The organism is Pseudoalteromonas sp. Ld20, assembly GCF_045064175.1.
Classification (GTDB): domain Bacteria; phylum Pseudomonadota; class Gammaproteobacteria; order Enterobacterales; family Alteromonadaceae; genus Pseudoalteromonas; species Pseudoalteromonas neustonica.
In genome coordinates this window covers 134,284-153,447 of sequence record NZ_JBISHB010000040.1, presented here as the reverse complement: position 1 = coordinate 153,447, position 19,164 = coordinate 134,284, and the positions used below count along the sequence as shown (strand labels likewise).

General features: G+C 40.2%; 12 protein-coding genes and 1 pseudogene. 11 read left to right on the top strand and 2 right to left on the bottom strand.

Annotated elements, in window-relative coordinates; all coding sequences use genetic code 11:
* The first annotated feature begins 1 nt into the window (after window position 1).
* Window positions 2-2,389 (top strand): phenylalanine--tRNA ligase subunit beta, encoded by a 2,388-nt coding sequence (pheT, locus tag ACJJVX_RS15625; protein WP_405632300.1) that lies wholly within the window; start codon window positions 2-4, stop codon window positions 2,387-2,389.
* Window positions 2,390-2,391: 2 nt separating this feature from the next.
* Window positions 2,392-2,686 (top strand): annotated as a pseudogene (gene ihfA, locus ACJJVX_RS15620) (integration host factor subunit alpha).
* Between the two features lie 71 nt (window positions 2,687-2,757).
* Here ihfA and ACJJVX_RS15615 read toward each other — a convergent pair.
* The gene (locus tag ACJJVX_RS15615; protein ID WP_054206786.1) at window positions 2,758-3,558 is read right to left on the bottom strand and encodes a DUF2989 domain-containing protein; all 801 of its coding nucleotides are present in this window, start codon (window positions 3,556-3,558) and stop codon (window positions 2,758-2,760) included.
* Window positions 3,559-3,733: 175 nt separating this feature from the next.
* Here ACJJVX_RS15615 and ACJJVX_RS15610 point away from each other — a divergent pair, with 175 nt between their 5' ends.
* From ACJJVX_RS15610 to ACJJVX_RS15580, 7 genes are all read left to right on the top strand, one after another.
* Complete coding sequence (locus ACJJVX_RS15610) at window positions 3,734-5,176, top strand: glyceraldehyde-3-phosphate dehydrogenase (RefSeq protein WP_054206785.1); 1,443 nt, start codon at window positions 3,734-3,736, stop codon at window positions 5,174-5,176.
* Window positions 5,177-5,384: 208 nt separating this feature from the next.
* The gene (locus ACJJVX_RS15605; RefSeq protein WP_169328415.1) at window positions 5,385-6,515 is read left to right on the top strand and encodes a carboxypeptidase family protein; all 1,131 of its coding nucleotides are present in this window, start codon (window positions 5,385-5,387) and stop codon (window positions 6,513-6,515) included.
* A 217-nt stretch (window positions 6,516-6,732) separates the two neighbouring features.
* Window positions 6,733-8,238 (top strand): sodium:alanine symporter family protein, encoded by a 1,506-nt coding sequence (locus ACJJVX_RS15600; protein WP_054206783.1) that lies wholly within the window; start codon window positions 6,733-6,735, stop codon window positions 8,236-8,238.
* A gap of 155 nt (window positions 8,239-8,393) precedes the next feature.
* Window positions 8,394-8,720 (top strand): hypothetical protein, encoded by a 327-nt coding sequence (locus tag ACJJVX_RS15595; protein WP_054206782.1) that lies wholly within the window; start codon window positions 8,394-8,396, stop codon window positions 8,718-8,720.
* A 1-nt stretch (window position 8,721) separates the two neighbouring features.
* Window positions 8,722-9,003 carry a YeaC family protein gene (locus ACJJVX_RS15590; protein WP_054206781.1) on the top strand — a complete coding sequence of 94 codons (282 nt, stop codon included), beginning with the start codon at window positions 8,722-8,724 and terminating at the stop codon, window positions 9,001-9,003.
* Window positions 8,993-11,674: a DUF349 domain-containing protein gene (locus ACJJVX_RS15585; RefSeq protein WP_405632294.1), complete on the top strand. Its 2,682-nt coding sequence runs from the start codon at window positions 8,993-8,995 to the stop codon at window positions 11,672-11,674. Before ACJJVX_RS15590 ends, ACJJVX_RS15585 begins: the two co-directional genes overlap by 11 nt.
* Before the next feature lie 75 nt (window positions 11,675-11,749).
* Complete coding sequence (locus tag ACJJVX_RS15580; RefSeq protein WP_054206779.1) at window positions 11,750-12,304, top strand: DUF1439 domain-containing protein; 555 nt, start codon at window positions 11,750-11,752, stop codon at window positions 12,302-12,304.
* Window positions 12,305-12,393: 89 nt separating this feature from the next.
* Here ACJJVX_RS15580 and ACJJVX_RS15575 read toward each other — a convergent pair whose 3' ends face one another.
* On the bottom strand, window positions 12,394-14,019 hold the full coding sequence (locus ACJJVX_RS15575) for an alpha-glucosidase (RefSeq protein ID WP_170174540.1): 1,626 nt from the start codon (window positions 14,017-14,019) through the stop codon (window positions 12,394-12,396).
* Between the two features lie 732 nt (window positions 14,020-14,751).
* Here ACJJVX_RS15575 and ACJJVX_RS15570 point away from each other — a divergent pair.
* Window positions 14,752-17,565: a TonB-dependent receptor gene (locus tag ACJJVX_RS15570; protein ID WP_054206777.1), complete on the top strand. Its 2,814-nt coding sequence runs from the start codon at window positions 14,752-14,754 to the stop codon at window positions 17,563-17,565.
* A 98-nt stretch (window positions 17,566-17,663) separates the two neighbouring features.
* Complete coding sequence (locus ACJJVX_RS15565; protein WP_405632291.1) at window positions 17,664-19,163, top strand: tryptophan halogenase family protein; 1,500 nt, start codon at window positions 17,664-17,666, stop codon at window positions 19,161-19,163.
* Window position 19,164 lies beyond the last annotated feature (1 nt).

Sequence of the window (19,164 nt, the reverse complement as noted above, 5' to 3'; positions counted from 1 at the left end):
CATGAAATTTAGTGAAAAGTGGTTAAGAGAGTGGGTTAACCCTGCAATTGACACGCAGGCTCTTTCGGAACAGTTATCGATGGCCGGCCTTGAAGTAGATGGCGTAGAACCTGCAGCAGCGCAGTTTACCGGTGTTGTTGTTGGTGAAGTGGTTAAATGTGGCCAGCACCCAGATGCAGATAAACTACGCGTAACAAAAATCAATGTCGGTGGTGATGAGCTACTAGATATTGTATGTGGCGCGCCAAACTGCCGCTTAGGTATTAAAGTTGCGGTTGCGATGGTAGGTGCTGTTTTACCAGGTGATTTTAAAATTAAAAAAGCCAAGCTTCGTGGTCAACCTTCTCACGGTATGCTGTGTGCGTTCGTTGAGTTAGGGATTAGCGAGGAAGGCGATGGCATCATGGAATTACCAAGTGATGCGCCTATTGGCACCGATTTACGAGAATACTTAAGCCTTGATGATAACATCATTGATGTTGATTTAACGCCTAACCGTGGTGATTGCTTAGGCATTAAAGGTATTGCGCGTGAAGTAGGCGTACTTAATAGCATCGACGTCAAAGCGTTAGAAATTCCAGCAGTGACGCCAACAATTGATGACAAAATATCAATTGAGCTAGTAAACGAAGAAGCATGTCCACGTTATTTAGGCCGTGTGATCAAAGACATTAACCTAGACGCAGAAACACCGCTGTGGATGGTTGAAAAGCTTCGTCGCAGTGGCGTACGTTCAATCGACCCCGTAGTTGATGTAACTAACTATGTGTTACTTGAACTTGGTCACCCAATGCATGCGTTTGATTTGAGCGCTATTGAAGGCGGTATCAAAGTACGCAGCGCTAATGCAGGTGAAGAGCTCGTTTTATTAGATGGTAATACCGCTAAACTAAACGAATCAACATTAGTTATTGCCGATCATAACAAAGCATTGGCAATTGCGGGTATTTTTGGTGGCGAGCAATCTGGCGTGACAGATAAAACGTCTGATATCTTATTAGAAAGCGCATTTTTTAATCCTGTTGCAATAGCTGGGCAAGCCCGTAGTTACGGTTTACACACAGATGCATCGCATCGTTATGAACGTGGAGTTGATTTTGCGCTACAACATGATGCAATGGAACGTGCAACTGCGTTGTTACTTGAGATTGTCGGTGGTGAAGCTGGTCCTGTAGTGGAAGCGGTAGCTGCAGATAAACTACCTAAAGTGACAGAAGTTCGTCTTCGCCGGGCGCGTTTAGACCGTGTTATTGGCCACCACATTGAAGACGCCAAGGTAACGGATATTCTTACTCGTTTAGGTCTAGATGTAAAAGTTGAAAATGAAAGCTGGAGTGCAGATGTACCAAGTTATCGTTTTGATATTCGCATTGAAGAAGACTTAATCGAAGAAGTTGCCCGTGTATATGGTTACAACAGTATTCCAAATGTTGCGCCAACGGCTAAACTAAAAATGACAACTCATAACGAGGCAACTATTGCGGTTAATAAATTTCGCAATACTTTAGTGACTCGAGGTTATCAAGAAGCAATCACTTACAGCTTTGTTGACCCTAAAGCACAAGCTATTTTACACCCAGACAGCGACGCGCTTATTTTACCACACCCAATTTCGATAGAAATGTCGGCAATGCGTGTCAGTCTGATGCCAGGTTTACTTGCGTCAGTCATGTATAACCAAAACCGTCAGCAACCGCGTATTCGTTTATTTGAGCATGGTCTTAAATTTTTACGTGACGAAAATGCAGAGAATGGCGTAAACCAAGTAGCAGTTATCGGTGGTGCGATTACCGGCCTTGCTCATGGTGAACATTGGGTTGAAGAAAAACGCACTGTTGATTTTTATGACCTAAAAGGTGACGTTGAAGCATTACTTTCATTAACTAATGATATAACACGTTTTGAAATCAAAGCTGAGCAATCGGATGGCTTACATCCTGGTCAATCTGCAGTGATTTATGTTGACGGTAAAAAGGTTGGTTTCTTTGGTGCAGTTCATCCGCAAGTACAAAAATCGTTAGATATTAATAATGCGACTTATGTGTTTGAAATAGAAATGTCAGCCATTGAGAAAAGAAATTTACCAGAGGCAGTAGGGGTATCTAAGTTCCCTTCAAACCGCCGCGACATCGCTATTTTAGTGGAAGATCAGGTGAAATCTGGCGACATTTTATCAGTGATAGAAAAAGTTGGCGGAAATCAATTGGTTGACCTAAACTTATTCGATGTGTATAAGGGCAAAGGTATTGAGCCAAATTACAAGAGTTTGGCGATTGCTCTAACACTGCAAGCGGTTGATAGAACACTCGAAGAGAAAGATATCAATCTAGTAGTTGATAACGTGGTGGCCGCACTGGCCGAACAGTTTAATGCATCGTTGAGGGACTAGATATGGCGCTTACTAAAGCCGACATAGCTGAACACCTATTTGAAAAATTGGGGATCAATAAAAAGGATGCCAAAGATTTAGTTGAAGCGTTTTTTGAAGAAATCCGCTCAGCGCTTGAAAAAGGCGAGCAGGTTAAGCTCTCTGGATTTGGTAACTTTGATCTTCGTGACAAGAAAGAAAGGCCTGGCCGTAACCCGAAAACAGGGGGAAGACATTCCTATTTCGGCGCGACGAGTTGTGACTTTCCGACCGGGTCAAAAGCTCAAAACCCGTGTTGAAGTTGGCACGGGCAAATAGATTAAAAAAGGCAGCGCAAGCTGCCTTTTTCTTTTGTCTTAATTTATATTATAAATTGATTAAAGTACGATTCAAAAATCACGTGGTGATACAAACTGTCCAGTCTGAATGCTCTCAAAAGTTTGCTCCGCTAAAGAGTCTAGACTATTTAAACTTTTCCCTGATGCTGTAAGCTGATGCTCAATTGACATTATATCAATATTTGTTATCCCAGAAAGCTGTGCAATTTTAGCAAACGTATAAGCGTGCTTAAATTTTTCATGCTTATTGAATAAACTCACAAGCGTTGTGTAAATTTCAGGGTTGGGGATTTGATCGGGCTTATTCAGCTCTAGAGTCTTGTAGAGCAGATCAATCGTTTTTTCTTCATCAAATTTAATATAATACGTTGCTAAAAAAAACTGCATCTCAGCATCTTCAGTCACACTGGGTTGATCTTCGATGGTTAATAACTTTGTTAATGCTGATTGATCATTATTGCGAGACCAATGATAATAAAGTAACCCTGGGTGATTGGTATTTTTGGTATCTTGAAAAATTCGCGTTATTTCTTTAATACTGGTTAAGTGGCCTTCCACTCGGGAAGTGGTTTTTTCTTTTAGTTTAATATGTTCAATTTTTGCGGCTAACGACACACATTGTTCGTATTTTTCAAACCCTTTTAATAACGCGTATTTATTTTCATCAGTGGGTTCTTTGTATTCATGGTAGCGCGCCATAATCACATCTGCTCGCTGTTCTTTACAATGACTATCTTTATTTAAATCATTACATAGCCCAGGAGTATCTTTACACACTTGGGCAAGTGTTAATGGTTCTTCACAGCCTGTTAACGCCAATAAACTTAGTAATATGCTTGCTCTTAGTAACATTTTTTAGCCTCTACATCATCTCTAATATGATTCTAGCGTAATGAATTGATCTCTAACAGTGGAGAATAAAGTTAGTTTAAATTAGAATAGCTGTGCCCAATAGGATGCATTGCTCTCAAAACTCAATATATCCTTATGGCTATCCGTTCAAAAATTGTTTAATTAGGTAAATAAAATGACCTCATCTCACGAGTTAGAATACACAAATAGTTGGCAAGAACGCCAAGATTATGCTGAAAGCATGCAACCTATCATTGGTAAGCTTTACCGTAATCGCGGTATTGAAATCGCTGTATATGGCCGTCCTCTCGTAAATGCCAGTACTATTGAGATTATTAAATCTCACAAAACTGTTGCCCAGTTTGAAGGCACTAAACTACGTTTACGTGAAAGCTTTCCGTTTCTTGAAGCTATCGCTAAAATGGATTTAAACTCAGCACGTATCGATATCGGTAAGCTTGCATACGGTTATTTATATAATGATGCAGCTAAAGGTCGTTCAGTTGAAGAATACTTAAATGATGAACTTGCTGAAATCATCAACTCACAAGCAAAAGAGCCGCGTGATGTTGTTTTATACGGTTTTGGTCGTATCGGTCGTTTACTCGCTCGTTTACTAATTGAAAAATCAGGTCCTTACGCTGATTTACGTTTACGTGCAATTGTTGTGCGTGGCGGTAAAGATGGCGACCTTGAAAAGCGTGCAAGCTTATTGCGTCGTGATTCAATTCATGGTCCTTTTAATGGTTCGATTACCATTGATAAAGAACGTAATGCAATTAAAGCAAATGGTAGCTACATTCAAGTTATCTATGCTAACTCACCAAGTGAAGTTGATTATACTGCGTACGGCATTGATAACGCACTTATCGTTGATAATACGGGTATCTGGAAAGATGAAGCAGGCCTTGGTCAACATTTAGAGTGTAAAGGCGCTACAAAAGTATTATTAACAGCACCAGCTAAAGGTAATATCAAAAACATCGTATACGGTGTTAATAACCAAGATATTCTACCTGAAGATAAAATTGTGTGTGCGGCCAGCTGTACAACCAATGCAATTACACCAACATTAAAAGCGTTAAACGATAAGTTTGGTATCAACAATGGCCATGTTGAAACTGTACACTCGTACACCAATGACCAAAACTTAATAGATAACTATCATAAAGCAGACCGCCGTGGTCGTGCCGCAGCGCTTAATATGGTAATTACTGAGACTGGCGCAGCAAAAGCCGTTTCAAAAGCACTACCGGAGCTAGAAGGCAAGTTAACAGGTAATGCAATCCGTGTTCCTACACCAAACGTATCATTAGCTATTTTGAACTTAAACCTAGCGACCAGCACCACGGTTGAAGAGTTAAACTCGTTCTTACGCCATGCTGCGCTTCATTCAGATTTACGCGATCAAATTGATTACACAGCGTCTACTGAAATTGTATCTACTGACTTAGTAGGTAGTCGTTATGCCGGTGTTGTAGATTCAACAGCAACAATTGTTGATGACAACCGTATTGTACTTTACGTTTGGTACGATAATGAGTTTGGTTATAGCTGCCAAGTTGTACGTTGTATGCGTGATATGGCAGAGGTTTCATTCCCAAGTTTGCCACGTTAAGTAATTACAGTCGTTAATTCATATTGAGCCAGCATTTGCTGGCTTTTTTAGTCATGAATGTTTTTTCAAAACCAAAGCCATGTGGTAGGCTGTATCTAGTTTGCTACATTTTAATAACAAAGCGTCTTTAACATGAAGGCGTTGTTGAATTTCTAATCTAACGCATTATTTGTTAGGAATTAATTTTTTAATCTATAGGTTTATTTAAATGAAAATCACCAGTAATTTTGACAGTGGTAATATCAAGGTCATTGCCGCGACCGATCCACTTAATATTCAACTTGAGATCAATAAAGATCATCAATCTGATTTTTTTCAGTGGTTCCATTTCCGTCTTGAAACAACGCCTTTTCAAAGCCATAAACTGCATATTAATAATTTAGAAAACTCAGCTTACCCAGATGGTTGGGATGGTTACCAAGCTGTTGCATCGTACGATCGCCAAACATGGTTTCGTGTACCTTCAAGTTATGCTGATGGCACATTATCTTTTGAAATTGAACCTGAGTGTGGCAGCGTCTACTTTGCTTACTTTGCACCATATAGCTACGAGCGTCATTTAGATTTACTTTCGTGGGCGCAAAGTCAAGAAGCATGTCAGCTGGAAACATTAGGCGAAACACTGGATGGCCGTGACATGAGTGTCTTGCGCATTGGTGGAGAGAGTGACGAAAACAAAAAAACGATTTGGATCACTGCACGTCAACACCCAGGCGAAACAATGGCCGAATGGTTTGTAGAAGGGATTTTACATAAGTTATTAGATGATGAAGACCCACATGCAGCTGCATTGTTATCAAAAGCGGTTTTTTACATCGTACCAAACATGAACCCAGACGGAAGCGCACGCGGTCATTTGCGCACTAATGCCAAAGGCGTTAACTTAAACCGTGAATGGCAAACACCAAGCATGGAAAATAGCCCTGAGGTGTATTTAGTGCTTAATAAAATGCGCGAGACCGGCTTAGACATGCATTTAGATATTCATGGTGATGAAGCAATACCGTATAACTTTGTTGCAGGAAGCGAAGGTATTCCAGCGTACGATGCACGCTTAAAAGATTTAGAAGATAGCTTTAAAGCGGCATTGCTTGTTGTGACACCTGAGTTTCAAGATGTGCACGGCTACCCGAAAGATGAGCCTGGACAGGCAAACTTAACGGTAGGATCAGCTGCTGTTGCACAAGAGTTCAATGCGCTTGCTTACACCGTAGAAATGCCATTTAAAGATAACGATGATTTACCTGATCCAGATTATGGCTGGTCAGATCGTCGCTCATATCAATTTGGTCAAGATACTTTAGCGGCAATTGTTAATGTTGTTGATAAATTAAGATAGAGTAAACTTGAATTAGGGCATCGTTTATTGATGCCTTAATGTTCAAAAATATCAAAAATTAATAGATAACAATCGTAGAGTATTTAGGCTAATATTTATTATATCAAAGGGACACTCAGAGGACTCTTCCTCATCTCTTTCTATAAAAGGTAGCGGATTCTGGGCAATAAAGAACAGAATATCGTTAAACAATAATAAAAAATAATAGAGGATATCCATGGAAGCTTTTGTAAGCGCTGTTAACGGCGTTGTTTGGAGTAATGCACTCATCTACCTATGTTTAGGCGCTGGCCTATTCTATTCAATATTAACCCGGTTTGCTCAAGTTAGGCATTTTAAAGAAATGTGTAAATTGCTGTTTAGCCCTAACACATCTGATACCGGTATTTCATCGTTTCAAGCATTAGCCGTGTCATTATCTGGGCGAGTTGGAGTTGGTAATATTGCCGGTGTTGCTGCCGCGATTGGCTTTGGTGGACCTGGCGCTATCTTTTGGATGTGGGTTGTGGCCTTTTTAGGTGCCAGCACTGCATTTGCAGAATCAACATTAGGGCAAATTTATAAAACAGAAGAGGATGGCCAATATCGTGGTGGCCCAGCTTATTATTTTGACCGTTGTTTAGGCCAAAAGTGGCTGGCTATTTTATTTGCCGTATCGGCAATTATTGCCTGTGGTGTTTTTCTACCTGGCGTACAGGCAAATGCCGTTGGTAACGCGTTTACCCAAGTATTTGGCGAAGGTACAATGGTCAGCACTAGTTTTGGTGACGTTGGTAGTTTTAAGCTGGTTGCATTAGCGATTATTCTTATTGTGCTTGCTTTTATCATCTTCGGTGGCATTAAACGTATTGCAAACTTTACCCAAATTGTCGTGCCTTTGATGGCATTGGGATACATTGTTTTAGCGTTGATTGTAGTGTTTTTAAACATTGATAAAGTACCTGGAATATTTGCTTTAATTATTAGTGATGCCTTTACAGCACAGGCTGGCTTTGGTGCTGCTATCGCCTGGGGTGTAAAACGCGGTATTTATTCTAACGAAGCTGGGCAAGGTACGGGGCCACACGCTGCTGCTGCCGCAGAAGTTGACCACCCAGCTCAGCAAGGGTTAGTACAAGCGTTTTCTGTTTATGTAGATACACTTTTTGTTTGTACAGCAACAGCTTTAATGATTTTAATAACACAGCAATACAATGTAGTGGGTGAACTACCTGCAGGGCAGTTTATCGTACAAAATGTTGATGCTGCGACAGAGATAGGTTCAGCAGCGTTTACCCAAATGGCGTTATTTAGTGTATTTGGTAGTTTTGGTCAAGCGTTTGTTGGTATCGCATTGTTTTTCTTCGCATTCACAACAATATTAGCGTATTACTTTATTGCAGAAACTAATGTTGCGTATTTAAATCGCTACTTTAAAGGTGCAATCCCACTGGTATTAGTGAAGCTAGTGATTATGTTTATGGTGTCGTATGGCATGGTTAATAACGCGGGCTATATATGGACCATTGGTGATATAGGTGTTGGCTTAATGGCGTGGATTAATATCTTGGGTATTTTGGCAATATTTTTCGTGGCGAAGCCGGCTTTATTATGTTTACGTGATTTTGAAGACCAGAAGAAAGCGGGTGGAGCTATCAATTTTGATCCAGTTAAACTCGGTATCAAAAATGCGACTTTTTGGGAAAAACGTTTAGCTAAACAGCAGCAAGACGATAAATCATAGACACTGATAATTTAGCGTGATTTGTTTGTTGAAATAAATGTCTAGGCAATGACTGCAATTGAAAAAAGACAACGACAAATAAAACACGTACAATAAAGGGCGCCGCAAGGCGCCTTTTTTATGCGTAGATTTTTATGCGAAGTATGGAGAGAGATATGGCGATTGTTCGTTGTCCTAGTTGTAATAAGTCAATATCCGATAAACACCAGCAGTGCCCTCACTGTGAGAATAATGTAGCTGAGCTTGATGGCGAACAACGCCAGCAGCTGGCACGCGAAAAACGAATTCAAAAACAACAAATGTTTATGAATTATTCTTTTTTTGCACTGTTCATATTTTTAGGTGGATTCTTTAGTTTATACTTTTTACATCCAGAACCCGAAACCCCACAGTGGTACGCATGCACGGCAGCCATTGCTATCGGTTGTATTTGGTATTTAATAAATCGCGTTATCTTAGTGACTCTTAAAAAGAAAAAATGACATGAACATCGACAATCTCGTAAAAACAATTACCCCAGAATTATTTGAACGATTACAATATGGTGCCGCAACAGGCAAGTGGCCTGATGGTACAGTACTAAGTGATGAGCAAAAAGCGCAAACAGTCCAGTTAGTCATGCTTTATCAAGCAAAAGTAGCCCAATCTAATGAGCAATTTACCATTGGCTCAAATGGTGAAATGGTGCAAAAAACAAAAGCACAATTGCAAAAAGAATTCACCGCAGACAACGAAATAGCAAGGTTTAGTGAAAATGATCTTTAAACACCTTTTTACCCCGAAATGGAAGCACCCAAAGCAGCAAGTACGTCTAGATGCAATTGAAAAGCTAGATGTAGAACGTGATGCAACAATTTTAAATACATTGGCACTAGATGATAGTTCCGCAGAAATCCGCAAAAAAGCCTTAAATAAAGTCAATGATTTAGTGTTGTGGTGGAAAGCGTACAAGCAAGACCAAAGCTTAAAAGAGTTAGCTGAACAGCATATTTCAAGTGCAGTATTAAACGCCGAAAGTACGCTCGACACGCAGATTAAAAATGAATACATTGAACGTTTCGCACCAGTAAAAACACTTGAAAAACTCGCCTTTGCCGAGAAAGAATTACAAGTAAGAGTTAAATTACTAAAGCGCTTATCAAATCCTAAGCTGATAGAAAAAGCCTTTAAAGAAGGCGGCAACGAATTGCAATTGCAGTTAACGGAATTAGTTATAAATCATCAATTGACAAAAAGCTTAGTAAAGCATGCTCACGGTGAGGCACACACGCTACTACAGACACATCTTGATAATGAACGTTTAGCATCTGTTATGCCTGGTCAAGTGCAAAATGACACGCGTGTAGTGCTCGCTAAACTTAATGCATTGCGTGAAAAGCAAGACTATGGCGTTGTGTGTGAACAAAAAGAGTCACTTATAGCACAATGGCAAGCGATAGAGCTAACATGGTTAAACCCAGAGCAAATTGCAATACTAGAAGAAAAATATCAGTCATTGACGGCTAAATTGAATGTGCATTTAGCTTTATTAAAAGATCAGCATGATCAACAGCAAGCGATTTTAGCGCAAAAACAGCGCGAAGTTTTAGCATTGGCAAATCTTGAAGCACTTAGTGAAGAAATTGAAAATGCACTGCAGCTTGGTCTTGAAACACCAGAACAAATTCAACAAGACTGGCTTGATGCAAAAGTTGAGCAAGCACAAGCGGTGATAGCACAAAGCAATCTTTCAAATAGCGAGCATAAAACAAAAGTGGTTGCTAAGTTACAGCAATTATTTAAACAAGTTAGCCAATTACCAGCACTAAGCCAAGCGATCAGTGATTATAGAGTGGCATTAACAGCCCTGAGTGATTTGAGCACTGAAGTTGATAAAACAAATTTTGATGCCGCGACTGCGCAGTTTGAGCAAGCATTTAAAGCGGCCAATGCGCCACTTAAGCAATTACCTGTATCATTACAAGCGCCTTTTAAAGCGCAACTTAAAGAGCAAAAGTTACAATGGCAGCAAGGTATTGCGCAATTAAGTAATGAATTAACAAAAAACCAGCAGCAGGCGAGCCGAAAAGCGCGCGATGTTAAACGTCTAATTGAGCAAGGCCGTTTTAATGTGGCATTTGGTGTGTTTAAAGGTTTTACGGAGCTTTATGACAGCTTAACACCGGGTTTTCAGGCGCAGCTTGAAAAGCTTAAAGCGGAACTTGAGCAGCAGTTAGCAGATGCTAAAGATTGGCAAAAGTATGCTTCAGCGCCAAAACGTGAAGAACTGTTAGCTGAATTAACGAGTTTGTTAGAGCAGCCATGCACAGACCCAAAAGCCCGTGCAAATGAGGTTAAGGTTTTTCGCCGTCGTTGGAATGAGCTAGGGCGTTTAGACACTGAGCAAGAGGAACAACAAGGTAAAGAGTTTGATGACATGATTGAGCAATTATTTGCACCATGTCGCGAATACTTTGCACTGCAAGAACAACAGCGTGAAGCAACTAAGCTTGAACGTGAAGCAATCATTAATCAAATGCAAGCACTTGCGCAGGCAGACACCAGCGGCACTGAATTTGATTGGAAAGAGTTTGAAAGCCAATATAACCGCATTAATAAAGTCTGGCGCAATGCCGGTAATGTTGAGCCAAAAGTATACCGTGCATTACAAACACAATATAAAGCGCAACAGCAGCAAGTATTTAATGCACTAAATGCATTTCATAAAGGCAATGCGGCTGCAAAAAATGAGTTAGTTGAGCAAGCGCAGCAGTTATCAGTCAGCGATGATTTAGCGACGGCTTGTCAACAATTAAAAGAACTGCAACAGCAATGGCAGGGAATTGGTTTTGCAGGCGTAAAAGCTGAAAATGCTTTATGGCAAAAATTTCGTCAATTTAATGATTTAACCTTTGCTAAACGCAGTGATGAGTTTGCGCAGCATAAAGAGCAACAAGCAGCGGATAACGCAGTTGTTGCGGCGCAAATTATTGAACTAGAAGAAGCTTTACCAGCAGTGACTCAAAAAGCACAGTTGCTAGATTTGCGCACTAAAGTAACCGCACTACAAAGTAGTAAAGAGTTAGGAAACCGCATTAAAAAATTATTGGCTAACATAGATGGCAAATTAGCGATCCTGACTGAACAAGCTGCTAAAGCTGATTTTAGTGCGCTATTTACGGCACTTGAAAATCAGCAAGTTATCCCTGCTCAATGGCAAGGTAACGCAGATACGCATTTAACAGCTGCGCAATTATTAGTGAGAATGGAAATTCTTGCCAATATGGCAAGCCCTGATGGCTCATCTCGTATGGCTGAACAAGTTGCCATGCTTGATGATAAGCATCGTGGCGAACAAGCTGATTTGCACTATTATTTAAAGCAGCTATTAGCGCTCAGTCAAGGTTCAGTTGACAGTGACACACTAGCACGCTTAAAAACGGTTTTTAGCGTTTAGTGGCTAAATGCGTTAAAGAATAAAAAAGCCGCCGTTGTGCGGCTTTTATTTTTTTATCCTCGAAAAGGAAAAATCATGAAGTATATTGTATTAATTGCCTGTTTATTTCTCAGTGCATGTAACACGACCCAAGGAGTCTCGTTTTATTCATTTACTAGCAGCGAAATTGAGTCAGCACTGAATCAACAGCTTCCTAAACTCAGTGAAAAAGTGCGTTTAATGGGCTTACCAGTGCAATTTGATGTGAACGATTTAAGCGTTAATGTTGGCCCCAATAATCGCGACGTAGTGATACTTGGGGCTGATTCAAGTGCTGTCATTAATGCGTTTGCACTTAAGTATCCGGTACGTTTAAAGTTGCAAATTGAAGGTGCGCCATTTTACGATAGCGAGAAAAAAGCAGTTTTTTTACGTGACATAAAATTGCTTGATTCAACCATTGATGCAGGTGGTTTTAAAGGTAATCTAGCCGTTTTAAATGATGAGGCCATGAATGTCATTAATAGTTTTTTAGCTGTAAATCCAGTGTATAAGTTAAACATGAATGATCCAAAAGTCGCGTTATTAAGCAAATTACCTTTAGATATGAAAGTCGTTGAAGGTGCAATTAAGCTAGTGCCTCATATGTAAAAACACGAGATTAACTAATCTGAACTCGGATTATAGTATAAAAAAGCCCTGATCATCAGGGCTTTTTAGTGTACTTAAAAGTAGGAGAATTAACCTATGCTTGCATAAAAACAGCCAAAGCCGGGCAGGGTTAACGTGTTTTTATTTACAGTACCGTTATGATGATTAAGCTCACTATGAGGTGTGATATTAATATGGTCAATCTCATAGCTTGTGGTGCTTTGTGCGAGGTTAAATATACAAAGCATAGTTTGACCTGCAAAGCGACGGTAAAAGGCGAGCAGTGGCTCAGGGGTATCGATAAATTCAATATCACCCTCAAGTAATACGGCCTGTGTTTTACGCCATGCCATAAAGTGACGAAATGCATTTAAAATCGAATGTTGATCGCTCTCTTGCTCACTTACATTTTGGTTTTTATGCTGCTCATCAACGGGTAACCAAGGCTTAGTGGTTGAAAAGCCGGCTTGCTTGCAGTTATTGTTGTGCCACGGCATTGGTGTACGACAGCCATCACGCCCTTTAAAGTTTGGCCAAAAAGTAATGCCATATGGGTCTTGTAAATCTTCAAAGGCAACGCTTGCTTCGCCTAAACCAAGTTCTTCACCTTGATACATGCACACACTACCACGAAGTGACGCCAGTAAAGCACTAAGCATCTTACATTGCTGTGGATTTACCTCGCCATTGGCACCCCAACGACTTGCTACACGCTCTACGTCGTGGTTGCTAAATGCCCAGCACGGCCAGCCTTGTGTCATGCGCTCTTCAAGTGTTTTGACGGTAGTACGAATGTACTCACTGCTGTAATCATTCGTGAGTAGTTCAAAACTGTAACCCATATGTAGTTTGTCGCCACCCGCGGTGTATTCAGCCATTGTCGCCAGTGAATCTTCAGATGAAATTTCGCCCAAAGACACAGTCCCAGGGTATTTGTCTAATAGGGTACGAATATCTTGCATAAAGCTGATATTTTCAGGTTGGGTATTGTTGTAATGATGGTATTGAAATGCATACGGATTATCTTCACTAAAACCACGACCTTGACGTTTTTCAGGTGGCTTTGCAGGATTATCGCGCAGCTGTGCATCATGATAGCAAAAGTTAATTGCATCTAGTCGAAACCCATCCACCCCTTTTTTAAGCCAAAACTCCACGTTGTCGAGTACTGCTTGACGTACATCGGGGTTATGAAAGTTTAAGTCGGGTTGTTCTGTAAAAAAATTATGTAAATAATATTGACCCCGACGTGGCTCCCACTGCCAAGCAGGGCCACCAAAAATAGATAACCAGTTGTTTGGTTGCGTACCGTCGGGTTTAGAGTCAGACCATACATACCAATCCGACTTATCGTTAGTTTTGTTTTCGCGACTATCTAAAAACCACTGGTGTTGATCTGATGTATGACTTAAAACTTGGTCAATTATGATTTTTATATCACGCTGGTGAGCGTGTGCTATCAGCTCATCAAAGTCATTAAGATCGCCAAACAGGGGGTCAACATCACGATAGTCACTAATATCATAGCCAAAATCTTTCATTGGCGATTTGAAAAAAGGAGAGATCCAAATAGCATCAACGCCAAGACTTTTAATATAGTCAATGCGAGCAATGATCCCTTTTAAATCACCAATTCCATCGCCATTGGTATCTTGAAAGCTGCGAGGATATACCTGATAAATAACCGCACCTTTATACCATTGCTGTTGAGCCATGCTTTTCTCCATCGTGACATCAATACCTTAAAAACGTTGGTCGCTTTATAGCTAAAATTTTTTAAGGCGTGTTGTTTTCGTCAATCTTATTTTATGGGTAGGGTTAACTACGCCACGTTATTTTTGAAAAGCATACGTGAAGGCTTAGATACTGTAAAAAGCCTGCATACGTATGCATGCTAAATAGATTATTCTACAGTGCACAGATGCGAGTAATATCAGCATTAAATAACGTAGAACAAGCATCGTTTTAATTATTACCAATTAATATGTTAAAAAAGTTAACATGTTATAAAGTCCATTATGGTGCGGCTTTCATTGACTTTGTATTGTGTTGGTGCAAATGATTATTGGTCTTACCAATTGCCAGGGGTGATATACAATGCCACAACTAATAATTGAAATTGATAGTTACTTGTATTTTAGAGTGTTATAAGTCAGTTAGTTTTGAATTTACTTATTTAGTATTATGAAATTTGTTTTAGTGCTTATTGCACCAACATATTTATTTTTTACCTCTATAAAAACAAGGTGTTGCCAGTATCCTTGTGAAATTTTTGTTAAAAGTGATGGTTTTATTCTACTGTGAATACGTATGCATAAAGTTGTTAATAAAATAAAGCGGGCGTTAATATTCATCCTGACAACAAAATCAGCCAGCGAATAACGGTGCTTCTATCACAAGCCTGTTATTACGCTGGTAATAAATAATATGGGTAACGGGAAAACATCATGTCTATGTTCAAACCAAGTATATTAACAATTGCACTTGCGACCGCAGGTATTAGCAGTTTCGCTTCACACGCACAAGATGAGCAGCAAGCAGCAAAGAATGACGTTGAAGTCATCGAAGTGAAAGGTTTTCGTGGCAGCGTTGTTGAATCAATCAATACAAAGCGTTTTTCATCAGAAGTGGTTGAATCTATTTCTGCAGAAGATATTGGTAAATTACCTGATTCATCAATCGCAGAGTCAATTGCACGCCTGCCGGGCCTGACTGCACAACGCCTAGACGGACGTGCAAGCCGTGTGAGTGTGCGTGGTTTTAGCGAAAATGAAAGTGCAACAACGTTTAATGGCCGTGAGCAAGTGTCTATTGGTGACAACCGTGGCGTTGAGTTTGACCTTTACCCATCAGAAATAATGAGCGGTGTAACCGTCTATAAAACACCAAGCGCAAGTTTAGACGCTGAAGGTATTGCCGGTGTAATTGATATGCAAACCGTAAAGCCTTTAAGTAAAGGCGAGCGTGTGATCATGTTCAATGGTCAATTAGAGCAAACGGGTTTTGAAAAGTTAAACCCTGACGGCGATGACCAAGGTTTCCGTGGTACGGTTTCGTACATAGACCAATTTGCAGATGACACTATCGGTGTTGCATTTGCATACAATAAAATGAGTTCACCTAATCAAGAAAAACGTTGGAACTCTTGGGGTTACCCTGATTACAGTATTTCTGAAAATAAACTTAAAGACGACACAACTGTTGGCCCATATAACCCTATTTTAGGTGGCGCAAAGCCGTTTGTACGTTCGTCCACTCTTGAGCGCGATTCAGCTATGTTGGTAATTGAAGCTGCGCCCACTGATCGCTTGAATATGACATTTGATGCACTTTATGTTGATTTTTCAGATGAAAAAATACTTCGCGGTATTGAAGTACCCTTTGGTTGGGGACAAGGTAAAATACGCTCTGGTTCAGAAGTTGTTGATACAAATTCCGACTTTATCACCAGTGCTGTAACCCAAGGCCAACGTGTTGTTGTACGTAATGACTATGAAGAACGTAATGCAGAACTAACTCAATTTGGTTTTAATACAAAATATGATATCGATGATTCATGGTCTGTGGAATTTGATGCCAGTCGCTCAGAAGTAGAACGCCAAATTTGGAGTATCGAAAGCTATTCTGGTACTGGTCGAGGTGATGCAAATGGCATAGCTGATAACATTGGATACGTATTTGATGGCGGTAACACAGGCGCGCAATTTTCACATGAACTAGATTACAGCGATTATGATTTAATTCAATTAGGTGGCCCATTATCATGGGGTGGAAGTGCCGCACTTAATGACAAATATGGATTAAAAGACACGCCATACCAAAATACAGCACAAGATGGCTTTATTAATGCACCAGAAATTAACGACGAATTAAGTACATTAAAACTTGCTGCCAGCAAAGCACTTGAAAGTGAATATTTTAGCAACGTAAGCTTTGGTATTTCATATCGTGACCGCGAAAAGAGCAAAGTGTCAGAAGGTTACTTCATGACATTAAAAGGCTTCTCGCTGTCAAACCCGGGTATGTTGTCTATTCCTGAACAATACCGCCAAGGTACAGCAAGCCTTGATTTTATCGGTATGGGCAATATGGTCGCCTATGACACTAACGGTCTAGTGAACGATGGCTACTATGATTTATTACAAGAGAGCTTAACGGACCAAAAACACAAAACACAATCGTGGGCAGTACAAGAAGAAGTTATTGCGGTATTTGCACAACTGGATATCAATGCAGAGTTAGGCTCAATTCCTGTAACAGGTAATATTGGTGCGCGTTATGTGCAAACTGATCAATCATCACAAGGGTCTGCTGCAAACACGATTGATGGCTTAGTTGTTGTTTCGCCAACGGATGTAAGTCATGACTATAGCCATTTTTTACCAAGTATTAATTTAGCGTTTAGGATTGACGAAGACCAAACCATTCGTTTTGGTGCTGCAAAAACTATTTCACGTGCTCGCTTAGATGAAATGAATGCATCTATTAGTGCGTCTTATAGTGAACAACAAAATAATGATGGAAACAACTGGAATATTTCAGGCGGTAACCCTTTACTAGAACCAAAAGAAGCAACAGGGTTTGATTTAAGTTACGAAAATTACTTTAATGCAGAAGGTTACTTTGCCGCAGCTTTCTTCTACAAAGATATTACGCAATGGATATTCGATGGTAATTACGAAGTTGATATGACCGGAGTTGCTGATCCAGCAACAGGTGAAATACCTGCTAATTCAACAGGCTCTGGATCAGGAAAAATAAACGGTGGTGAAGGTAATTTATGGGGTTATGAACTATCTCTTGCATTGCCATTTAATATATTTCACCCTTCGCTTGACGGCTTTGGTTTAATTGCCAGCCATACCGCAGTAGAGCAAGATATTACTGATCAAAAGGGTAATGAATATGAATTACCAGGCTTATCAGATCAAATTGACAGCCTAACGGCTTATTATGAGCGTAATGGCTTCCAAGCGCGTACTAGCATGCGTAAACGCAGTGATTTTAAAGGCGATGTTTACGGCCTAGGCTTTGCAACTACACAGGTTGATATTAAAGGCGAAACCATTTTTGATGCGCAAATTGGTTATGACTTTACTGAAGCAGGCATAGAAAGCTTAGACGGGCTAAGCGTGACTTTCCAAGTGCAAAATATTACTGAAGAACCCTTTGTGTCATTACAAGGTAGTAGTGATTTACAAGTACGTGATTACCAAGATTACGGTCGTACGTTCTTACTTGGCTTTAGTTACAAGCTATAACATTCTTTAGCGTTTAAAGGCCCTTGTAATTTGTTTTACAAGGGCTTTTTTATATCGCTAAGCTACACTGAAAAAAGATCATAACGGTGGAAAAGAGAATGCAACAGCAAAAAATAAAACAGGTCATTATTGCCGGTGGTGGTAGCGCAGGGTGGATCACAGCGTCGTTATTGAATAAAGTGCTTGGTAAAGTGATAGAGATCACACTGATTGAGTCGGATCAAATAGGCACTGTTGGTGTAGGCGAGGCCAGCATTCCGCCCATTCAGCATCTTAATGGCGCACTGGGGATTCGAGAAAGTGAGTTTATTAAAGCAACCCAAGCAACGATTAAGCTTGGTATTGAATTTGAAAACTGGCGCGAACAAAATCATAAATACATGCACGCCTTTGGTGATATTGGCAAAGACTTTCCGTTTTGTGAGTTTTACAACTTTTGGCTAAAAGCCAAGCAACAAGGCAACGCGACTGACTTTTGGGATTTTTCGCTTAACTACCAAGCTGCAAAGCAGCATAAGTTTACCCACTTACAACACATTCCTAATACTCAACTTACCGGCTTAAATTACGCCTATCATTTTGATGCCACACTGTACGGTGAGTTTTTAAAAGAGCTGGCCATATCACGGGGCGTTAAACGTATTGAAGGCAAAATTGCTCATGTTAAGCAATGTACTGAGAGCGGCTTTGTAACAGCACTTGAGCTTTCAGGCGGACAAATAATAAACGGTGACTTATTTATAGATTGCACTGGCTTAAGTGCATTACTAATTGAAAAGACCCTCAACACAGGCTTTGAAGACTGGTCACATTGGCTACCTTGCGATAGTGCTATAGCGGTGCAGACTAAAAGCACAGCCGATCCCGTGCCTTACACTCGCTCTATCGCCCGTGATGCGGGTTGGCAATGGCAAATACCACTACAGCACCGTGTTGGCAATGGCTTAGTCTATTCAAGTCGTCACTTAACTGATGAACAAGCCAAGCAACAACTGTTTGATAACATTGCTGGTGAACCAATCACAGAGCCTCGCGTTATTCGCTTTAAAACAGGGCGCAGGCGCAAACAGTGGCATAAAAATGTGGTAGCCATTGGCTTATCAAGTGGCTTTTTAGAGCCATTAGAATCGACTAGTATTCATTTGATCCAAACCGCTGTTATTCGTTTAATTAAACTCTTTGCGCATAACAACATTGAGCAATCATTGGTTGATACGTTTAATCAGCAAAGCCAAACCGAAATCGAACGTATCCGCGATTTTATTATTTTGCATTATAAACTTACTGATCGCACCGACAGCGCATTTTGGCGTCAGTGTAAGCAAATGAGCATTCCCAAATCACTGCAAACCAAAATTGATTTATTTAAAGACACAGGCAAAATTATACGCCAAGACGATGAGCTATTTGCAGAGGTTGCGTGGCAGCAAGTAATGATAGGCCAAGGGCTTAAAGCGCAAGACTATAACCCATTAGCCGATGCGCTCAATGATGAACAATTAGCAGAGTTATTTACAAATCTAAAAACGCTGATCAGCACCACGGTAAAGCAATTACCAACGCATAATGAGTTTTTAGCGAGGATAAAAAGTAATTAAT